The following is a 20,371-nucleotide window of genomic DNA, read 5'->3' as shown; positions in this document are numbered from 1 at the left end:
AATCCTCGCGGGGGCGGGCGACGGGGGCCTCACCCCCTCCCCGGACCCCAGACCTCCCCCTCCAGGACCCGCCCCATGCCCACCCACACCATGTTCATCAGCCGCAGCGTCACACCCTGCGGCGACTGGTCGGGGTGGTTCGCCATCCAGTCGGTCAGCGAGTCCGCCGCGCCGACCAGCGCGTGGGCGACGAAGTCGGCGTCGTCGTCGGAGAGTTGGGAGGCGCCGCCGCTCTCCGTGATGCCGGTCCACACCAGGCCCGCGACCTCGGCCATCACCGCGCGGCGCGCCTCGGCGACGGCGGCCGCGATGCTCTCGGTCAGTTCGGAGGCCTGGCGGTGCAGGACGACCCAGCTGTCGCGGTGTTCGGCGACGAAGGAGAAGAACGCCAGGAGGGCGGCGTGCAGCCGGAGTTCGGGGGCCGCCCCGCCCGTCGCCGCCGCGTCCTGGAACGCGGCGACGAGGCGGTCCGCCTCGCGGCGCAGACAGGCGAGGAAGAGGCCTTCCTTGGAGTCGAGGTAGAGATACACCATCGGCTTGGAGATTCCGGCGAGTTCGGCGATTTCGTCCACCGACGCCGCGTGATAGCCACGCTTGGCGAAGACCTGGACCGCCGCATCGATGATCTGCTGCTCGCGCTCGTGCCGTGGGACGCGCCGCCTGCCGGTCACCCTTGTCAGCCTCCTCGGTTCGCCCTACCTTACTAATTAGTAAGTTTACTTCAGAGTCAGGAGATTGCCATGGCGGACGGGACCGACGGCAACGCCAGCATCGAGAGCCTCGGCGGCGTCAGGGGCCTCGCCGAACTCGACTTCGCGAGCGTCACCCCCGAGGAGTTCGCGCGCATCGTGAAGGGCCTCTCCGGCAAGGAGATCGCCGAGATCGCCCGGGACGGGGAACTGCGCGGCCGCGTCCTCGCGGAGGTGTTCGCCCGTATGGAGCGGCAGTTCAAGCCGGACACGGCGGGCTCCCTCAAGGCACTCATCCGCTGGAAGATCACGGGCAGCGGCGACAACGAGGAGGCGGTGTACGAGACGGACATCGCCGACGGCACCTGCACCGTCCGCAAGGGCCGCTCGAACGCCGACCCGCGCGTCACCCTCATCCTGGCCGACGCCGAGTTCCTCAAACTGGTCTCCGGAAACGCCAGTCCGGTCACCATGTTCATGATGCGCAAGGTGAAGATCGCCGGCGATGTGGCGCTCGCCTCGGGACTCACCCGCTACTTCGACATCCCCAAGGTGTGAGCACCCCATGGCCTTCTCCCTCGAACTGACCGAGGAGCAGCGGGACCTGCGCGAGTGGGTGCACGGCTTCGCCGCATCCGTGGTGCGCCCGGCCGCCGCCGAGTGGGACGAGCGCGAGGAGACGCCCTGGCCCGTGATCCAGGAGGCCGCGAAGATCGGCCTGTACGGATTCGAGTCCCTCGCCGACCTGTTCGGCGACCCGAGCGGGCTCTCGCTCCAGATCGCCAACGAAGAGCTGTTCTGGGGCGACGCGGGCATCGGCATGGCCCTCTTCGGCACCTCGCTCGCGGTCGCCGGGATCTTCTCCGCGGGCACCCCCGACCAGCTCGCCGAATGGGTGCCGCAGTGCTTCGGCGACGAGGACGCGCCCCAGGTGGCGGCGTTCTGCGTCTCCGAGCCGGACGCCGGTTCGGACGTGGCGGCGATGCGGACGCGCGCCGGGTACGACGAGGCGCGCGACGAGTGGGTGCTGACCGGCCAGAAGGCGTGGATCACCAACGGCGGCATCGCGAACGTGCACGTCGTGGTGGCATCGGTGGACCCGGCGCTCGGCGCGCGCGGGCAGGCCGCGTTCGTCGTGCCGCCGGACACCCCGGGGCTCGAAGCGGGCCGGAAGATCAAGAAGTTGGGCCTGCGGGCCTCGCACACCGCCGACGTCTTCCTGGCCGACGTACGCGTTCCCGGGCACTGCCTGCTCGGCGGCAAGGAGCGGCTGGATGCCCGGCTCGCACGGGCCCGTGAGGCGGCGGACGGCCGGGGCCGTACGGCGAAGGGCGGCGGCAAGGCGCAGGCCGCCATGGCCACCTTCGAGGTGAGCAGGCCCACGGTCGGCGCGCAGGCGCTCGGCATCGCGCGCGCCGCCTACGAGTACGCCCTGGAGTACGCGGGCGACCGCGTCGCCTTCGGCCGCCCCATCGTCGAGAACCAGTCGATCGCCTTCGCCCTCGCCGATCTGCGCACCGAGATCGAGGCGGTGCGGCTGCTGATCTGGCAGGCCTCCTGGATGGCGAGGAACGACAAGGCCTTCGACGCGGGCCAGGGCTCGATGGCCAAGCTGCGCGCCGGTGAACTGGCGGTCGCCGCCACCGAGAAGGCCGTACAGGTCCTCGGCGGCGCGGGCTACAGCAGGGAGCACCCGGTGGAGCGGATGTACCGCGACGCGAAGATCTACACGATCTTCGAGGGGACGAGCGAGATCCAGCGGCTGGTGATAGCCCGGGCGATATCGGGGCGGCAGATCCGCTGAACCGGCCGCGCGCTCCGGGGGTTCAAGCGGCTCCCGGGCCGGGGTTCAAGCGGCTCCCGGGCCGGGCCGATGCAATGATCATGACGTCTACGCACTCCCCTGCCCGAGGCCGCCCCGAAGCCGTCGTCGGGCTCCTGCCGGCCGCGCGCGGCGGCCGGTGGGACCGCTGGCGGCTCCCGCTCGCCCTCGCGCCCGCCCTGGTGATCGTCGTCGCCGGGTTCCAGCGGCGCTGGATGTCGGACGACGGACACATCTACGTACGCACGGTCCGGCAGATCCTCGCGGGCAACGGCCCCGTCTTCAACGCGGGCGAACGCGCCGAGTCGTCCACCGGCACGCTCTGGCAGTGGCTGCTCGTGGCCGCCGGGGCGACCGGCGCCGACATCGCCACCGCCGCGATGTACGGCGGACTGCTGCTCACCGCCGCCGGGTTCGCGCTCGCCTCGGTCGCGGCGCTGCGGCTGCACGGCGGGGATGGCGTACTGCTGCCCTGCGGCGCGCTCGTGCTCCTCGCGCTGCCGCCCGTCTGGGACTTCGCCACCTCCGGCCTGGAGACCGGGCTCGCCACCTGCTGGCTCGCCGGGGCCTGGCTCGCGCTCGTCGCCCGGCCGCGCGCGTGGACGAGCTGCGTCGTCCTGGGGCTCGGGCCGCTCGTCCGCCCCGACCTCGCGCTCGTCTCGCTCGTCTTCCTGGCTGCGCAGTGGCTCATGGTGCGCCCCTCCTGGCGTCGCGCGCTCGCGGGCGCGGCGGCCGCGGGGGCGCTGCCCGTCGCGTACGAGATCTACCGCATGGGCTACTACGGGCATCTCATGCCGCTGCCCGGCGTCACCAAGGAGGCGTCGCGGAGCCTGTGGACGCGGGGCCTCGCCTATCTCGCGGACTTCGCCGGGCCCTATCTCCTGTGGGTGCCGCTGCTGTTCCTCGTCGCCGTCGCGCTGCCGTCGCGGGACGCCCGGCGTGCGGTGCCGCTGGTGCCCGCGCTCGCGCCGGTCGTCGCGGGGGTGCTCTGCTGGGCGTACGTCATCAAGGTGGGCGGCGACTTCATGCACGGGCGGATGTTCCTGCCGGGGCTGCTCCTGATGCTGCTGCCCGTCTTCCTCGCGCCCCTCACGCGCGCGTGGACCATCACCACCGTGGGCGTCACCGTGTGGGCGCTCGCCTGCGCGGCCGTGCTGCGCATCCCCTACGAGGGGCGGATCGGGCCCTCCGGGATCGCCGACGAACGCGGCGTGTACGTACGGCAGAACGCGGCGCCGCACCCCCTGCACCACGGCTTCGCGGGCTTCCCCGGCAACAGGGCGTACGCCCGGCTGGTCCGCGACGCGGCACGGGACGGCACGCCCACGCTGCTGCTCGGCAGGACGCCCGCCGACGCCGCCGTGCCCGGAGTCACCGGCGTCTACAACACGCTCGGCTTCAGCGGCACCGTCGTCCCGCTGGACGGCGCCGCCCTCGACCCGATCGGCCTCGCCTACCCGCTGGCCGCCCACTCCGAAGGCATCAACGGCCGCGTGGGGCACGACAAACGGCTGCCCGACGAGTGGATCGTCGCCGAGCGCGGCACCGCACCGCCCGCCGGGCTCGACCCCGCACGGGTCGACGCGGCCCGCCGCGCCCTGCGCTGCGGGCCGTTCGCCGAACTGCGGGCGGCCACGCGCGACCCGCTGACGGCGGGCCGCTTCTGGCACAACCTGACGGGCGCGGTGGAACGCACGGCCTTCCGCTTCCCGAATGATCCGGTGCGGGCGGAGAGGGAGGCGTGCGGGGGCGCGCCTCCTATCCGGGCCGCACGTCCCCCCGAGGCTCCCGGGTCGTGAAGTCGGTCTCGTCGGCGAGGCGAGCGGCCTGCTCGATGGCGGTCGTCAGCTCACGCACCGGCTGCTGCCCGCCGGACCCGCCGGTCCCGCCGGTCCCGGTGGGCAACTCCCGGGCCCGTGCGGCCAGTTCACCCAGCGAGGGCGTACCGGGCAGGGCGCGCACGCCGTACGGCTTCGGACGGCCACCGGCCCCGGAACGCAACCCGTCCGCGAAGTACGCGGCGACGGCCGCCACTTGGAGTCCGCCGTCCGCCCGCCACAGGGACTCCGCCAGGTCGGCCGCCTCGATCCGGCCCGACTCCTCGTGCGGGGCCCGGCTCTCGGGGTCCAGCCACCGCACGCTCGCCGTGGCGAGGTGCCCGTCCGCCCCCGGCTTGGCCCGCACCGCGTACAGCGCCGTCACCTGGTGGCCGGGGCCGATCTCGCCGCCGTCCACGGAGTCGTCACGGAAGTCCTCGTCGGCGACCCGGCGGTTGTCGTAGCCGATGAGCCGGAACCGCTCCACGCTCTCTGGGTCGAAGGCCACCTGCGCCTTCGCGTCCCTGGCGCGCAGCTCGATGTGGGCGGGGAGCTGCTCGCAGAAGACCTCGCGGGCGTCCTCGTCGTCGGAGACGTAGGTGGTGTGGCCGTCGCCCTTGTCGGCGAGCCTCTCCATCAGGGCGTCGCCGTAGTCGCTGCCGACGCCGACCCCGAAGAGGGTGATGCCGTGCTCGCGGCGGGCGTCGGAGATCCGCTCCAGGATGCCGTCGGCGCTGGTCTCGCCGGTGTTGGCGAGGGCGTCGGAGAGCAGGACGACCCGGTTGGTCGCGCCCTTCTCCTTGCCGCGCACGGCGGTGTCGTAGCCGTTCGTGATGCCCGCTTCGAGGTTGGTGGACCGGGTGGGTTCGAGGCGGTCGATGGCCGCGTGCACGCGCGCACGGCTCCCGCCCCCCTCGCCGAGCCGTGTCATCGGCAGGACCGTCTCCGCGGTGTCGCTGAAGGTGACGAGTGCGATCGAGTCGTCGGGGCGCAGCTGGTCGGTCATGATGCCGAGCGACTTCTTGACGAGGTCGAGGCGGCCGGGCTCCGCCATGGAGCCGGACACGTCGATGACGAACGTGAGCGCGGCGGGCGGCCGTTCGGACCCCTCGGCGGCGCGCGTCGCGAGGCCGACGCGCACCAGCGACCAGCCCTCCTCGTCCGTACGGGCGCCGTCCACACTCACCGAGAAGCCGTCGCCGTCGGGCCCCGGGTAGTCCTGACGGAAGCTGTTGACGAACTCCTCGGGCCTGACCGTCGCCGGGTCCGGCAGCCGCCCCTCCGCGAGCGTCCGGCGCGCGAAGCCGTACGAGGCGGTGTCGACGTCCAGGGCGAAGGTGGAGAGATGGTCGGCCGGAGGCGCGGCATCCCGCTCCTCGTCGCCCGGGGTCGCGCCCTCACCCCCACCGGGCGAGGCGGGCGCGGGTGCCGGAAGCGCCTGCCCGCCACCCCGCCGGCTCTTGTCATCGGCACTGGCCCGCCCGTCACCGCCCCCACCACTGCAACCGGCAAGCAACACCCCACCGGCCATGACCACGGCCAGCACCCCGTGCCGCACCCTCCGCACCCGCATCCGTCCCCCTCGGGTCGTCCGCCTTCCTGACTGTGACGTGGGGAGCGGCTCGAACGATCGCGCGGGGACGTTGCGGAAGGGTCTCGATATGCGGCGCGCGGCGACGTCGCAATTCGATTCGCCCGGGGCGCGGCCCGCCTCAACTGACCACGTCCTTCCGCGCGAACCCCCGAAAGGCCAGCGCGAAAAGCACCAGTGCGTACGTCACCGAGACCGCCGCGCCCTGGATCATGCCGCCCCATTCCATGTGGGGCTGGATGACGTCGGCCCAGGCGAACTGCCAGTGGGCGGGGAGGAAGTCGCGCCAGTCGCCGAGGGCGGTGACCGCGTCGAGGACGTTGCCGACGATGGTCAGGCCGACCGCGCCGCCGACCGCGCCGAGGGGGGCGTCGGTCTTGGTGGAGAGCCAGAACGCGAGGCCCGCGGTGACCAGTTGGGAGACGAAGACGTAGGCGACGACGATGAGGAGGCGCTGGGCGGCCGTGCCCGCGGGGAGCACGCCGCCGGTGGGGATCTCCAGTGGCCCCCAGCCGTACGCCGCCGTGCCGATCGCCAGTGCGACCACGGGGAGCAGCACCATGGCGGCGGCGCTCAGGCCGAGCGCGACGGCGAGCTTGGACCACAGGAGGCGGGCCCTCGGCACGGGCGCGGCGAGCAGATAGCGCAGGGAGGACCAGCTCGCCTCGGAGGCGACGGTGTCCCCGCAGAACAGCGCGACGGGGATGACGAGCAGGAAGCCCGCCGACACGAACAGGCACGTCGCGGCGAAGTTCGCCCCGGACGCGGTGGCCGTGTCCATCAGCGTCACCTGGTCGTTGCGCGAGCCCGGTGAGCCGCCCGCGACGGCGAAGGCGATGACGAGCACGACGGGCAGCAGCGCCATGATGGCGCCCATCACGAGCGTGCGGCGCCGCTTCAGCTGGCGGACGGCCTCGACCCGCAGGGGCAGGGTGCGTCCGGCGCGGTAGCCGGGGGCGGTGTCCAGGAGTCCGGTGGGCGCGGTCATGCGGTGCCGCCTCCGATCAGGGTCAGGAACGCGTCTTCGAGGCGGCGGTGCGGGCCCATGGACTCCACGGGCACTTCCAGGCGCACCAGTTCGGGCAGCAGGCGGGCGGCGCTCGCGCCGTCGGTGCCGTCGAGCCGCACGAGGAGGCCGCCGTCCGCGCGGACGGCGGAGGCGACGCCGGGCAGCGCGGCCACCTTGTCGACCAGCGGGTCGGGGACGTCCTGCGCGAGGCCGACGAGCAGCGTGTCCCCGGAGCCGACGATCTCGGCGACGGGGCCCGCCTGGACGAGGCGTCCGCGGTCCATGACCACCAGGTGGGTGCAGGACTGCTCGACCTCGGCGAGGAGGTGGCTGGAGACGATGACGGTGCGCCCGCCGCGCGCGTACCGGATCATGACCTCGCGCATCTCGCGGATCTGCGGCGGGTCCAGGCCGTTGGTCGGCTCGTCGAGGATCAGCAGGTCGGGCAGGCCGAGCATGGCCTGGGCGATGGCCAGGCGCTGGCGCATGCCCTGCGAGTACGTCCGCACGGCGCGGGCGAGGGCGTCGCCGAGGCCCGCGATCTCCAGCGCCTCCTCCAGGTGGGCGTCCTCGGCGGGGCGTCCGGTGGCCTGCCAGTACAGCTCCAGGTTCTCCCGGCCCGAGAGGTGCGGCAGGAAGCCCGCGCCCTCGACGAACGCGCCGACCCGGGAGAGGACGGGCGCTCCGGGCCTGATCGCCTGCCCGAAGACGCGGATCTCGCCCGCGTCGGGCCGGATGAGGCCCATCAGCATGCGCAGGGTCGTCGTCTTGCCCGCGCCGTTCGGTCCGAGGAGGCCGAGGACCTGGCCCTTCTCGACGGTGAAGGAGAGGTCGCGGACCGCGTACCGGTCGGTGGACCTGGCGTACCGCTTGCTCAAGTCCGTGATCCGCAGCGGCACTTCGGCGAGCGCGGGGGCGGGCGCGGGCGCCGTGGTCCGCCTGCGCCCCGCGATCAGGAGCAGCACCGCGATCGCCGCTCCGGAGGCGGGCAGCCACCACACCCAGGAGGGCAGCGGCGCCGCGGCCGTCTCCACGCCGGGCGCCGTCGGCACCGTCAGGCCGCTCTTCAGGGAGGCGGTGTACGTGGCGGGCTCGGCGGGCGAGGCATAGCCGAGGTCGGTCGAGGCGAGGGCGAGGCGGAGGCGGTGGCCCTTCTGCACCTCGTGGTCGACGGCGGGCAGCGTCAGCTCGACGTCCTTGCCCTTCTTGGTGCCCTCGACCCTGATGGGGGCGACGAGTTGGGCGGGCAGCACCTGCTGCCTGCCGTCGGGCCCGACGTCGTACACCTTCGCGAAGAGCACCGCGTCCTCGCTGGAGGACTTCAGATGGACCCGCACCGTCGGCGTGCCGGTGATCCGCAGGTCCTTGCCGAGCGTCTGGGAGTCGAACTTGGCGTACTGCCCGGGGAAGTCGAGGGAGACGCCGACGCCGAGCGAGGTGAGCCGGGAGAGTCCGCCGCCGCCGAGTCCGGGCAGCGCGGAGATGGCGGGCGGGCTCGCGCCCGCGGGGTTGTCGAAGGTCTGCTCGCGGCCGCCGAGCGCCACCTCGCGCGGTCCGCTCGCCAGGCCCGGGTAGTGGTCGCCGCTCGCGCCCCGCAGGGTCGCGGCGCCGTCGGTGGAGTCGATGCCTCCGGTGCGGGTGACGCGGAAGGCGGGGCCGGTGTCCGCGGCCTTGTCGTCCTTCAGATAGCGGTCGAACCAGGCGCCGACGCGCCGCTGCACGCGCCCCTGTTCGCTGTCGCCGCCGTCGTGGCCGCCCGCGATCCAGTCGACGGAGACGGGTGCGCGGTGGGCGCGGATCGCCTTGGCCATGGCGTCGGCCTGGCCGAGCGTGAAGAGGGAGTCGGTCTGGCCCTGCGCGATGTACGTGGGCACCTTGATGCGGTCGCCGACGGCGGACGGGCTGCGCCCCGCGAGCAGGTCGCGCGCCTCGGCGTCGGGTTTCCCTGACTCGGCGACCCGGTCGTACATGGCGCACAGCCGCTTCTCGAACTGGTCGCAGCCGCCACCGGTGTTGACGAAGATGCCGGCCCACAGCTTCTTGAAGACGCCGTCGGGGAACAGCGCGTCCGCGAGGTTCCAGTACGTGACCTGCGGGGCGATCGCGTCCACCCGCTCGTCGTACCCGGCGGCGAGCAGGGCGGCCGCCCCTCCGTACGAGGCGCCGGTGATGCCCACGCGCGGGTCGCCCTTCTTGTCCAGCCGGACCTCGGGGCGCTTCGCGAGCCAGTCGATGAGCCGCGAGACGTCGGCGACCTCGCCCTTGGGGTCGTTCAGGCCGATCTTGCCCGTGGATCTGCCGAAGCCGCGCGCGGACCACGTCAGGACCGCATAGCCCTCGCGGGCCAGGTCCTCGGCCTGCTCGCGCACGTCCGCCTTGCTGCCGCCGAAGCCGTGCCCGACGAGGACGGCGGGGCGCTTGGTGCCGGTGTCGCCCGCCGTGAAGTACGAGGTGTCGATCCGCGCGCCGCCCCCGCCCGCGCCCCCGGTGTCGATCACGCGGTCCGACCGGTGCACGGCGGGACCGTCGTCCGATGCGACCGCCGTCCACGTGCCCACACCGGCGAGCACCGCGACGGCGGCCGCGGCGGCGAGCAGCCTGCGGCGGCCGTGCCGCGCGAGGGGCCTGAGCCTTGGCCTGGGCAGTCGTAGATCCATGCCGTCAACCGTACGGGCGCCGACTGACATCCGGGGCAGTCGAAGGGCTGAACCCGCCTGTCTCCCCCGGGAGTAGACGCCGCGCCCCGCGTACCGCGATCGTGGTACGCATGGAGATCCGCCGCGCGACGACCGTCGCCGAAGTGACCGCCGCCGGGCACCTCTTCGACACCCCGCCCCGCCCCGAGTGGACGCACCGCTTCCTCGACGCCCCCGGCCACCACCTGTTCCTCGCGTACGACGAGGACGGCGCCCCGGTCGGCTTCATCAGCGGCGTCGAGACGCTCCACCCCGACAAGGGCGTGGAGATGTTCCTGTACGAGCTCTCGGTCGCCGAGCGGCAGCGCAGGCGCGGCACGGGCCGCGCCCTGATCCGCACGCTGGCCGCGCTCGCCAGGGAGCGCGGCTGCTACGGCATGTGGGTCGGCGTCGACACGGACAACAAGGCGGCGCTCGCGGCGTACGGCAGTGCGGGCGGCCGGTACGAGGGCGAGTTCTCTTCGGTCAACTGGGACTTCAGCTGAGGCCGCCGGGCTCTGCCCCGAACCCCGCTCCTCAAGCGCCGGAGGGGCTGAGGCCGTCGTCCTCGGGCACACTCACCAGCCACCGCGTCTCCCGCCGCGGCCGCAGGTAGAACGCCCAGTACAGGGTCGCCGCGACCACGATCCCGCCGGTCCACAGGAGGTATGGGACCTCCTGCTGGCTCAGGATGTACGCGAGTACGGCGATCAGCACGACCGGCACCGCGGGCCACAGCGGCATCCGCCAGGCCTGGCCGGTGCCGTGCGAGCCGCGTCGGGCGAGCAGGGCGGCGACCGCGACCAGGAGGTACATGCCGGTCACGGAGACGCCGGTCACCCCGTACAGGGTGTCCAGGTTGACGAAGCAGAGCACGGCTCCGGGGACGCCCACCAGGAGCGTGGCGACCCAGGGGGCGCCGGTTCCGCCGAGCCGCGAGAGGGCCTTGTTGACGGGGGCGGGCCATGCCTTGTCGCGGGCGGACGCGAACAGGACGCGGGAGTTCTGGATGACCATGACGATGCCCGCGTTGATGATCGCGAGGGCCACGCAGAGGCTGACGAACGTGCCGACCGCCGAGTTGGACCAGGCCGTCACCATGCCGCTGATGTCGCCCTCGGTCAGCGCGGTCAGGCTCTCCGCGCCCATGGTGATGGCGACGACGGGGACCAGGATGATCACCGAGGAGATGGCGAGGGTGGCGAGGACGGTGCGTGCGACGTTGCGGCGCGGGTTCTCCAGTTCTTCGGAGAGGTAGACCGCGGTGGAGAAGCCCTGGGTGACGAAGAGGGCGATCGCGAGGCCGGAGACGATCAGCATGGCGGTGACGGTGTCGACCCCGCCGGAACCCCCGGAGCCGGATCCCGACGCCACCGTCAGGTCCACGAGGCTGCCCGCGCCCCGCTCGGCGTGCGCGAAGCCGAGGACGGCGACCACGCCCGCCGCGACCACTTCGAGGACGAGGAAGATGCCGGTGATCCACGCGTTGGCCCGCAGGTCGAGCAGGCCCGCGAGGGTGGCGAGGATCATCACCCCGGCGCCCGCGTACGACGGGTCGAGGTGGACGACGGGGGCGAGGTAGTCCGCCGTGCCCATGGCGATCACGGGCGGCACGATCATCACGACGAGCAGGGACAGGACGAAGACCAGCCAGCCCGCCAGGCGTCCCGCCATCGTCGAGACCATCGCGTACTCGCCGCCCGCGCTGGGGATCAGGGTGCCGAGCTCGGAGTAGCAGAAGGCGACGCCCACGCAGAGCAGGGAGCCGATCGCGATGGTGAGCGCGGTGGCGGTGCCGAGCGAGGAGAAGAGGTCGGGGACGACCACGAAGAGGGTGGAGGCGGGGGTCACGCAGGACAGCGTGAGGAGGGTGCCTCCCACGACGCCGATGGAGCGCTTGAGCTTCTGGGGGCTCGCCGTGTCGGCTGCCGCTGCAGGGGCTTCCTGGGTGGCGGCGGGCTGGGGCGGGCGAAGCGTATCGGTCATGAAGCGCGGTTCCGATCGACTCGTGCGGCAGGAGTTGCGGCGGGAGCGCTATCGCCTCCGAAGGCTGTTGAGCTGTGTGTTTCGGTGGCTCCCGGCGCGTCATCGAACCTTGACGTGAACCGGAACGTCAACGGTCATTTACCTACGGAATCCGCAGCCGCCCACGCCCCCAAGTCGCCTCGCTTTCCCAAGAGTTTGCCCCCTGGGGACCCAATGAACATGTCGATGGCAAAGATGACCTTGATATTGCAGGCGGATGAACTCGACCGCTTTCGCTGCCCGAATTGCACCCTGTGCACGAGAACCGCAAGAGAGGCGCCAAAAAAGAATCAGGGCCGTCCGGAATCCGGACGGCCCTGCTCTACGTACGGTCACACGGGAGTGACTCAGTGGTTGCGCGGGAACCCGAGGTCCACCCCGGCAGGCGCGTCCGACGGGTCCGGCCAGCGCGTGGTGACGACCTTGCCGCGCGTGTAGAAGTGCGTGCCGTCGTTGCCGTAGATGTGGTGGTCGCCGAAGAGCGAGTCCTTCCAGCCGCCGAAGGAGTGGTAGCCCACCGGCACCGGGATCGGCACGTTCACGCCGACCATGCCCGCCTCGATCTCCAGCTGGAAGCGGCGGGCCGCGCCGCCGTCCCTGGTGAAGATCGCGGTGCCGTTGCCGAACGGCGAGGCGTTCATGAGCGCCACGCCCTCCTCGTACGTGTCGACGCGCAGCACGCACAGCACCGGGCCGAAGATCTCGTCCTTGTACGCGTCCGCCGTCACGGGCACCCGGTCGAGCAGCGAGAGCCCGATCCAGTGGCCGTTCTCGTGGCCCTCGACGGTGTAGCCGGTGCCGTCCAGGACGACCTCGGCACCCTGGGCCGCGGCGCCCGTGACGTACGAGGCGACCTTGTCGCGATGGGCGGCCGTGATCAGCGGGCCCATCTCGGACGTCGGGTCGGTGCCGGGACCGATCTTGATCTGCTCGGCGCGCTCCTTGATCTTCGCGACCAGCTCGTCGGCGACCGAACCGACCGCGACGACCGCGGAGATGGCCATGCAGCGCTCGCCCGCGGAGCCGTAGGCCGCGGAGACGGCGGCGTCGGCGGCCGCGTCCAGGTCGGCGTCCGGCAGGACCAGCATGTGGTTCTTGGCACCGCCGAGCGCCTGTACGCGCTTGCCGTTGGCGGAGGCGGTGGTGTGGATGTAGCGGGCGATGGGAGTGGAGCCGACGAAGGAGACGGCGGCCACGTCCGGGTGCTCAAGGAGGCGGTCCACGGCGACCTTGTCACCGTGCACCACGTTGAAGACGCCGTCCGGCAGACCCGCCTCGCTCAGCAGCTCCGCGATCTTCATCGACGCGGACGGGTCCTTCTCGCTCGGCTTGAGCACGAAGGTGTTGCCGCACGCGATGGCCAGCGGGAACATCCACATCGGCACCATGGCGGGGAAGTTGAACGGCGTGATGCCCGCGACGACGCCGAGCGGCTGGCGGATGGAGGAGACGTCCACGCGCGAGGCGACCTCCGTCGACAGCTCGCCCTTCAGCTGCACGGTGATGCCGCAGGCCAGGTCGACGATCTCCAGACCGCGGGCGACCTCGCCGAGCGCGTCCGAGTGCACCTTGCCGTGCTCGGCGACGATCAGCTCGGCGATCGCGTCGCGGTTGGCGTCGAGCAGCGCGCGGAACGTGAAGAGGATCGCGGTGCGCTTGGCGAGCGAGGAGTTCCCCCAGGTCGCGAAGGCCTCGCGGGCGGCGGCGACGGCCGCGTCGACCTCGTCCACGTTCGCGAAGGCGACCTGCGTGGTGACGGCGCCGGTCGCCGGATCGGTGACCGGGCCGTACGTTCCGGACGCGCCCTCGACTGTCTTGCCACCGATCCAGTGGTTGACGGTCTTCGTCATGACAAGCATCCCTACTCTCACAGGTGGCGGCGTCGGGCAGTGACGTGCCGGTCGTACTCTTCCCTGGCCTTGACCGCCGACACCCGGGCCGCGGTCTCGGCCACGGGCACATCCCACCACGCCTGTGCGGGAGGCGGGCCCGACACTGTGTCTGCCGTTTCCGTCTCCACATAGACACATGTGGGACGGTCTGCCCCGCGCGCCGCGCGCAGCGCCTCGCGCAGGTCACGGATGGTCTTGGCGCGCAGGACCTGCATCCCGAGCGAGGCGGCGTTGGCGGCGAGATCGACGGGCAGGACATCGCCCGTGTACGTGCCGTCCGGCGCCCGATAGCGGTAGTCGGTGCCGAACCGCTCGCCGCCCACGGACTCCGAGAGCCCGCCGATGGAGGCGTACCCGTGGTTCTGCAGGACGACGACCTTGATCGGGACGTTCTCCTGGACGGCCGTGACGAGCTCGGTCGGGTTCATCAGATACGTGCCGTCGCCGACCAGCGCCCACACGGGCCGCCCGGGCGCGGCGAGCGCGACGCCGATCGACGCCGGGATCTCGTATCCCATGCAGGAGTAGCCGTACTCGACGTGGTACTGCCGCGCCGAGCGGGCCCGCCACAACTTGTGCAGATCGCCGGGGAGCGACCCGGCCGCGTTGATGACCACATCGTCGTCGGTCACCAACGCGTCGAGCAGGCCGAGCACTTGGGCCTGGGTGGGGCGCACGTCCGGTTCGTCGGTCTCGTACGCGGCGTCGACGCGGTGCTCCCAGCGCTCCTTGTCGTCGGTGTACTCGACGACGTAGGCGGGCTCGACGCGGTGGCCGCGCAGCGCCCCGGTGAGCGCCTCGAGCCCGGCGCGCGCGTCCGCGATCAGCGTGGCGCCCGCGAGTTTGTGGCCGTCGAAGGGCGCGATGTTGAGGTTGAGGAAGCGCACCCCGGGGCGTTCGAAGAGCGTGCCGGACGCGGTGGTGAAGTCGCTGTAGCGGGTGCCGACGCCGATCACCAGGTCGGCGGTGCGGGCCAGTTCGTTCGCGGTCGCGGTGCCGGTGTGCCCGACGCCGCCGACGTCCGCGGGATGGTCGAAGCGCAGGGAGCCCTTGCCCGCCTGGGTGGAGGCGACGGGCACCCCGGTCGCGTCGGCGAATCCCCTGAGCGCCTCCTCCGCGGCGCTGTGGTGCACGCCGCCGCCCGCGACGATCAGCGGACGGCGGGCCTCGCGCACGGCCCGTACGGCGTCGGCCAGTTCGCGCGGATCGGGTGCGGGCCTGCGCACGGCCCAGGTCCGCTCGGCGAAGAACTCCTCGGGCCAGTCGTACGCCTCCGCCTGTACGTCCTGCGGCAGCGCGAGCGTGACGGCGCCGGTCTCCACGGGGTCGGTGAGCACGCGCAGCGCGGCGAGCGCGGCCGGGATCAGCGCCTCGGGGCGGGTCACGCGGTCGAAGTACCGCGACACCGGGCGCAGGCAGTCGTTGACCGACACATCGCCCGCGTACGGCACTTCGAGCTGCTGGAGCACCGGGTCGGCGGGCCGGGCGGCGAAGGTGTCGCCGGGCAGCAGCAGGACGGGCAGCCGGTTGACGGTGGCGAGCGCGGCGCCGGTGACGAGGTTGGTGGCGCCGGGCCCGATGGAGGTGGTGACCGCGTGGGCGGACAGGCGTCCGGACTGCCGGGCGTAGCCGACGGCGGCATGCACCATGGCCTGTTCGTTGCGCCCCTGGTGGAAGGGCATCTCGTCGGCGTGCTCGACGAGCGCCTGTCCGATGCCCGCCACGTTGCCGTGCCCGAAGATGCCCCAGGTCGCGCCGATCAGCCGCTGCCTGGCGCCGTCCCGCTCGGTGAACTGCCGGGACAGGAAGCGCACGAGCGCCTGCGCGGTGGTGAGCCTGACGCTCCCCTTCATGGTCGCCGTCATCGGTATCCCTCCGTGTGGTCGGGGTGGAAGCAGATCCGCCACTCCCGCTCCTGACCCGGTCCCGCCATCACATTCAGGTAGTACATCGCGTGCCCGGGCTGGGCGATGGAAGGCCCGTGCCAGCCGTCGGGCACCAGGACGGCGTCACCGGTGCGGACCTCGGCGAGGACGTCGGTGCCGCCCTCCCTGGACGGGAACACCCGCTGGTACCCGAACCCCGCGTCCCCCTCGATCTCGAAGTAGTAGATCTCCTCGAGCTCGGCCTCGATGCCGGGGCGGTGCTCGTCGTGCTTGTGCGGCGGGTACGAGGACCAGTTGCCGCCCGGCGTGATCACCTCGACGGCGATGAGCCGGTCGCAGTCGAAGGCGTCGGCGGACCCGAAGTTGCGCACCTGACGTGCGCAGCTTCCGCTGCCGCGGGCCTCGACGGGAACCTCCGGCGCGGAGCCGTAGCGGGCGGGGAGTCGACGCTCGCACTTCGCTCCTGCCAGGGCGAAGCGGCCTCCCGCGCCGGAGGCGATCTGGATCTGGGCGTCGCGGGGCACGTAAGCGAAGTCGGTGACTCCGCTGAACACGCTCTCCCGGCCCAGCAGTTCGATGATCTCGCCTTCCGCACGCACCGTACAGCCGCCGGCCAGCGGCAGCACGATCCATTCACTCTCACCGGTGGCGAAAGAGTGCGTCCCACCGGGTTCGATCTCGACGATCCGCAGGGCGGAGTAGGCCCAGCCCGCCCGTTTGGGATCGATGTCGAGGGCGTACGGACCGTCGGCCGCACTCCCCTTCGGTACGTACGTCATATGCGCCTCCTCGGCCTTCTGCCCCTGCCCTGCTACAGCAGCCCCACGGCGATGTCGACCGCCCCCGCCACGTCCCCGTCGGGCGGATAGAGCAGCGCCCGCCCCGCGACGAGGCCCTGCACGGTGGGAAGTTGCAGGGCGCCGCGCCACTTCTCGTACGCGGCGTCCTGATCATCCCCAATGTCCCCGCCGAGCAGCACGGCGGGGAGCGTCGAGGTCTCCATGACACGGGCCATGTCGTCGGGGTTCTCGGTGACGGGGACCTTCAGCCAGGTGTACGCCGATGTGCCGGCGAGCCCCGACGCGACGGCGATCGACGTGGTGACGGCGGCCGCGCTCAGATCGTTGCGGGCGGGCCCCGCGCCGTCCTGCCCCCGCCGGGTCACGAACGGCTCGACAAAGACCGGAAGCTTCCGCTCCGCCATCCCGTCGACGGCCCGCGCCGCGGAGTGCAGCGTCTCCAGCGACCCCGGGTCGGAATAGTCGACGCGCAGCAGCAGCTTCCCCGCGTCGAACCCGAGCCGCTCGATGTCCTGCGGCCGGTACCCCGTGAACCGGTCGTCCAACTCGAACGACGCCCCGGCAAGCCCGCCACGGTTCATCGACCCCATGACGACCTTGCCCTCCAGGGCACCGAGCAGCAGCAGGTCCTCAAGAATGTCGGCGGTCGCGAGCACCCCGTCGACCCCGGGCCGGGACAGCGCGAGACAGAGCCGCTCCAGAAGATCCTTCCGGTTGGCCATGGCAAGCGGATCGCCCCCGACCCCGAGGGAGCCACGGGCAGGATGATCGGCAGCAACGATCATCAACCGCCCACGCTCCCCCAACAGCCCCCGCCGAACACGCCGCGCGGCAGCTTCGGCGATGGCTTCGGGGTGCCGGGCCCTGATCTCCACCAGAGAACCGACGTCGACGGGAATCAGCGCTGAAATCAGCCCCTCCGGCGTTTGAGGAGCGGGGCCCGGGGCAGAGCCCCGAAAACCACGGTCCCGGCCGGCCATCACGCCACACCCCCCGCATCCACCGCCGAGGCGACCTCGCCAGCAAACGGCATGGCGGACGAACACTCGAGCCGCGAAGCGACGATCGCCCCCGCCGCGTTGGCGTACCGCATGATCCGCTCCAACTCCCAGCCCGCGAGCAGCCCGTGGCACAGGGCCCCGCCGAAGGCATCACCCGCGCCGAGCCCGTTGAGGACCTTGACCGGCAGCGGCGGCACCTCGGCCGACTCGCCCGCGCGGTTCATCGCGAGCACGCCCTTGGGCCCCTGCTTGACGACGGCGAGTTCGACGCCCGCGTCGAGCAACGCCCGTGCGGCGGCGAGCGGTTCCCGCTCCCCCGTGGCGATCTCGACCTCGTCGACATTGCCGACGGCGACGGTCGCGTGCGCGAGCGCGGCCGCGTAACGGGGCCGTGCCTCGGCGGGATCGGCCCAGAACATGGGCCGCCAGTCCAGATCGAAGACGGTCGTTCCCGCCGACCGCGCGGCCAGCGCCGCCAACGTCGCGGTGCGGCTCGGCTCCGCGCAAAGACCCGTCCCCGTCATCCAGAAGATCCTCGCCGCCGCGATGGCGTCGAGGTCCAGCTCCTGCTCGTGGATCTCCAGGTCGGGCGCCTTCGGCAGCCGGTAGAAGTACAGCGGGAAGTCGTCCGGCGGGAAGACCTCGCAGAACGTCACCGGCGTCGGCAGGCCCGCGACCCCGCTCACCCAGCGGTCGTCGACGCCGAACTCGCGCAGGGCCCGGTGCAGATAGTCGCCGAAGGGGTCCTCGCCGGTGCGGGTGACGACGGCGACCCGGCGTCCGAGGCGCGCGGCGGCGACCGCGACGTTGCTGGCCGAGCCGCCGAGGAACTTCCCGAACGAGGTGACGTCGGCCAGCGGCACCCCGGCCTGCAGGGGATAGAGGTCCACCCCGATCCGCCCCATGGTGATGACGTCGTACGGATCGACGTCGTACGGATCGGTCACCCTGCACGTCCCCTCGTCGGGCCGGTCGGTCGTGTGCCCCCAGGTCTAATCCCGTCCCATGAACCCTGTCAACATTTTGTCCTTACATTCGGACCAGTCCTTGACACTCTTCTCCGGCGGCCGGGAGGCTTTCGGCATGACGACGCTGTCTCGCATCCGCATCGGTTCGGCGCCCGACTCGTGGGGCGTGTGGTTCCCCGAGGACCCCCGGCAGGTGCCCTGGCGCCGCTTCCTCGACGAGGTCGCCGCGTCCGGGTACGAGTGGATCGAACTCGGCCCGTACGGCTATCTGCCCACCGACCCCGCCGAACTGGCCGCCGAGACGGACCGCCGCGGCCTCAAGGTCTCCGCGGGCACGGTCTTCACGGGCCTGCACCACGGCCCCGCCGTCTGGGACAAGACGTGGGCGCACGTCGCGGACAACGCCGCGCTCGCGCAGGCCATGGGCGCCGAGCACCTCGTGGTCATCCCCTCCTTCTGGCGCGACGACAAGACGGGCGAGGTGCTGGAGGACCGCACCCTCACCCCCGCGCAATGGCGTGAACTGACCACCCAGACCGAGCGCCTCGCCCACGAGGTCCGCGAGCGGTACGGCCTGCGGGTCGTGGTCCATCCGCACGCGGACACCCACATCGACAGCGAGGAGAACGTCACCCGCTTCCTCGACGCCACCGACGCCGACCTCGTCTCGCTCTGCCTGGACACCGGCCACTACGCGTACTGCGGCGGCGACAGCGTCAAGCTCATCGAGACGTACGGCGAACGCATCGGCTATCTGCACCTCAAGCAGGTCGACCCGGCGGTGCTCGCCGAAGTGCGGGCCGACGAGGTGCCGTTCGGGCCCGCCGTGGCGCGCGGCGTGATGTGCGAGCCGCCGCACGGCGTGCCCGCCCTGGAACCCGTCCTCGCCGCGGCCCAGCAGCTGGACGTCGACCTCTTCGCCATCGTGGAGCAGGACATGTACCCCTGCGAACCCGACAAGCCACTGCCGATCGCCCGCCGCACCCGCTCCTTCCTGCGGTCGTGCGGCGCCTAGGGACCCGAGGGCCCCTCCGCGGGCCCGGCGGGCAGTGGGAGATCGCCCTCGCGCACCCGCACCCCCGGCTGCGCCCCGGCGTCCTCAGCTACCGAGGCTTCCGGCTCGCCATGGACGGCCCGCGGCGCCGCCTTGAAGTGCCGATCGGCGCGGTGACGCTGATGCTCGGCTTCGAGCGGCCCGTACGGATATCCGGCCTCGAAGGGCCTGGGCGCACCGGACAGGGCCGCCCGCCGGTGTCCCTCGTCTCGGTGCTCTCCGGGCTCGGTACGACCCCGGTGCTCGGTGAGCACGACGGGCGGCTCGCGGGCATCGAGGTACTGCTCAGCCCCTGGGCCGCGTTCACCCTCTTCGGCACCGCGCTGCACGAGGTGGCCGACCTGACCCTCGACCCCGACGCGCTCGGCGTCCGCCCAGGACCCGGCCGCTGGGACAGCGTCGCCGAACTGGCCGCCGCGCTCGGCGCACTGCCCTCCTGGAACGCGCGGTTCGACCTCCTGGACGACGCGTTCGCCCGCTGGTCCGAGACGGGCCCGCCGTCCTCCGCGCGCACCGTGCGGGCCTGGGGCGAGCTGGTGCGCAGCCGCGGCACGGCGCCCGTCCGGCACCTCGCCGACGAAGTGGGCTGGAGCGTACGCCAGTTGGAGAACCGCTTCCGCGAACAGATCGGCATCGGCCCCAAGGCCGCGGCCCGCGTACTGCGCCTGCAGCGGGCCCGCAGGATGCTCGCCGCCGGGCACACCCAGGCCGAGACGGCGGCGCTCTGCGGCTTCTACGACCAGGCGCATCTGAGCGGCGAGTTCCGGGCGATGACGGGGTGCACACCACGCCAGTTCGCCGCCGCGCGGCAGACGTCCCCCGTCGCCTGGAGCGGTCCCCCCTCGGCCGACCGGGTCGACGGCGAGCCCACCAGCCTGGTCCTGCCGGCCGGTTCCGCCGCCCGCAGTGCGATTTTTTCCAAGACCGGCGGGCACGGCCGACGGCACGCTACCCCTTGAGCCATCGGGCGACGGGGGAACCCGTGGGTCCCTGTGCCGGGAGCCAGGGGCCGCGGGGGAGCCGGTGGGCGCGGGCCCGCGCCGGGGGGGCCGGCCCCCGCGGCGCCGCGGGGCGGGGCGGCCCCCCGGCCGGAGGGCGCCGGGGGCCCCCCGGGGGGCGAAACCACGAGAGGCCCCGCCCGG

16 protein-coding genes are annotated in these 20,371 nt (G+C 72.5%); 6 read left to right on the top strand and 10 right to left on the bottom strand.

What is annotated here, in order from left to right; translation table 11 throughout:
* Positions 1-29: 29 nt before the first annotated feature.
* Positions 30-671: a TetR/AcrR family transcriptional regulator gene (locus tag ACFWZ2_RS40530; protein WP_384554654.1), complete on the bottom strand. Its 642-nt coding sequence runs from the start codon at positions 669-671 to the stop codon at positions 30-32.
* Positions 672-740: 69 nt separating this feature from the next.
* Between ACFWZ2_RS40530 and ACFWZ2_RS40525 the strand changes: the two genes are divergently transcribed.
* The 3 genes from ACFWZ2_RS40525 (at position 741) to ACFWZ2_RS40515 (ending at position 4,310) form a co-directional block, all read left to right on the top strand.
* Positions 741-1,247, top strand: coding sequence for an SCP2 sterol-binding domain-containing protein (locus ACFWZ2_RS40525; RefSeq protein ID WP_384554652.1), 507 nt, complete (start codon positions 741-743; stop codon positions 1,245-1,247).
* Between the two features lie 7 nt (positions 1,248-1,254).
* Positions 1,255-2,493, top strand: coding sequence for an acyl-CoA dehydrogenase family protein (locus tag ACFWZ2_RS40520; protein ID WP_384554650.1), 1,239 nt, complete (start codon positions 1,255-1,257; stop codon positions 2,491-2,493).
* Positions 2,494-2,573: 80 nt separating this feature from the next.
* Positions 2,574-4,310, top strand: coding sequence for a hypothetical protein (locus tag ACFWZ2_RS40515; RefSeq protein WP_384554649.1), 1,737 nt, complete (start codon positions 2,574-2,576; stop codon positions 4,308-4,310).
* On the opposite strand, the gene ACFWZ2_RS40510 is transcribed toward ACFWZ2_RS40515, so the two are convergent.
* From ACFWZ2_RS40510 to ACFWZ2_RS40500, 3 genes are all read right to left on the bottom strand, one after another.
* Positions 4,270-5,901 carry a von Willebrand factor type A domain-containing protein gene (locus tag ACFWZ2_RS40510; protein WP_384554648.1) on the bottom strand — a complete coding sequence of 544 codons (1,632 nt, stop codon included), beginning with the start codon at positions 5,899-5,901 and terminating at the stop codon, positions 4,270-4,272. The two genes, ACFWZ2_RS40515 and ACFWZ2_RS40510, sit on opposite strands and share 41 nt — an antisense overlap.
* Before the next feature lie 139 nt (positions 5,902-6,040).
* On the bottom strand, positions 6,041-6,907 hold the full coding sequence (locus tag ACFWZ2_RS40505; protein WP_384554646.1) for an ABC transporter permease: 867 nt from the start codon (positions 6,905-6,907) through the stop codon (positions 6,041-6,043).
* Positions 6,904-9,585, bottom strand: coding sequence for an alpha/beta fold hydrolase (locus ACFWZ2_RS40500; RefSeq protein ID WP_384554644.1), 2,682 nt, complete (start codon positions 9,583-9,585; stop codon positions 6,904-6,906). The genes ACFWZ2_RS40505 and ACFWZ2_RS40500 overlap by 4 nt, the downstream gene beginning before the upstream one ends.
* A 110-nt stretch (positions 9,586-9,695) precedes the next feature.
* On the opposite strand from ACFWZ2_RS40500, the gene ACFWZ2_RS40495 reads away from it, so the two are divergent.
* Positions 9,696-10,109 carry a GNAT family N-acetyltransferase gene (locus ACFWZ2_RS40495; RefSeq protein WP_384554642.1) on the top strand — a complete coding sequence of 138 codons (414 nt, stop codon included), beginning with the start codon at positions 9,696-9,698 and terminating at the stop codon, positions 10,107-10,109.
* 31 nt (positions 10,110-10,140) lie between these two features.
* Here ACFWZ2_RS40495 and ACFWZ2_RS40490 read toward each other — a convergent pair whose 3' ends face one another.
* The 6 genes from ACFWZ2_RS40490 to iolC form a co-directional block, all read right to left on the bottom strand.
* A complete protein-coding gene (locus ACFWZ2_RS40490; protein ID WP_384554641.1) occupies positions 10,141-11,589 on the bottom strand; it encodes an APC family permease in 1,449 nt (482 codons plus the stop codon).
* A gap of 386 nt (positions 11,590-11,975) precedes the next feature.
* Positions 11,976-13,478, bottom strand: a complete 1,503-nt coding sequence (gene mmsA, locus ACFWZ2_RS40485) for a CoA-acylating methylmalonate-semialdehyde dehydrogenase (protein WP_384554639.1) — start codon at positions 13,476-13,478, stop codon at positions 11,976-11,978.
* A gap of 17 nt (positions 13,479-13,495) precedes the next feature.
* Positions 13,496-15,385, bottom strand: coding sequence for a 3D-(3,5/4)-trihydroxycyclohexane-1,2-dione acylhydrolase (decyclizing) (gene iolD / locus ACFWZ2_RS40480; protein ID WP_384554637.1), 1,890 nt, complete (start codon positions 15,383-15,385; stop codon positions 13,496-13,498).
* On the bottom strand, positions 15,382-16,185 hold the full coding sequence (gene iolB / locus ACFWZ2_RS40475; RefSeq protein WP_384554635.1) for a 5-deoxy-glucuronate isomerase: 804 nt from the start codon (positions 16,183-16,185) through the stop codon (positions 15,382-15,384). Before iolB ends, iolD begins: the two co-directional genes overlap by 4 nt.
* 32 nt (positions 16,186-16,217) lie before the next feature.
* Complete coding sequence (locus ACFWZ2_RS40470; protein WP_384554664.1) at positions 16,218-17,117, bottom strand: deoxyribose-phosphate aldolase; 900 nt, start codon at positions 17,115-17,117, stop codon at positions 16,218-16,220.
* A gap of 68 nt (positions 17,118-17,185) precedes the next feature.
* Positions 17,186-18,154 (bottom strand): 5-dehydro-2-deoxygluconokinase, encoded by a 969-nt coding sequence (gene iolC / locus ACFWZ2_RS40465; protein ID WP_384554634.1) that lies wholly within the window; start codon positions 18,152-18,154, stop codon positions 17,186-17,188.
* Positions 18,155-18,290: 136 nt separating this feature from the next.
* Between iolC and ACFWZ2_RS40460 the strand changes: the two genes are divergently transcribed.
* Together ACFWZ2_RS40460 and ACFWZ2_RS40455 are read left to right on the top strand one after the other, a co-directional pair.
* Positions 18,291-19,190: a sugar phosphate isomerase/epimerase family protein gene (locus ACFWZ2_RS40460; protein WP_384554632.1), complete on the top strand. Its 900-nt coding sequence runs from the start codon at positions 18,291-18,293 to the stop codon at positions 19,188-19,190.
* A 110-nt stretch (positions 19,191-19,300) separates the two neighbouring features.
* Complete coding sequence (locus ACFWZ2_RS40455) at positions 19,301-20,188, top strand: helix-turn-helix domain-containing protein (RefSeq protein WP_384554663.1); 888 nt, start codon at positions 19,301-19,303, stop codon at positions 20,186-20,188.
* Positions 20,189-20,371 lie beyond the last annotated feature (183 nt).

This window comes from Streptomyces sp. NPDC059002 (assembly GCF_042740435.1).
Taxonomy (GTDB): Bacteria; Actinomycetota; Actinomycetes; order Streptomycetales; family Streptomycetaceae; genus Streptomyces.
The sequence above is the reverse complement of the archived record's forward strand: the minus strand, read 5'-3'. Positions and strand labels throughout refer to the sequence as shown.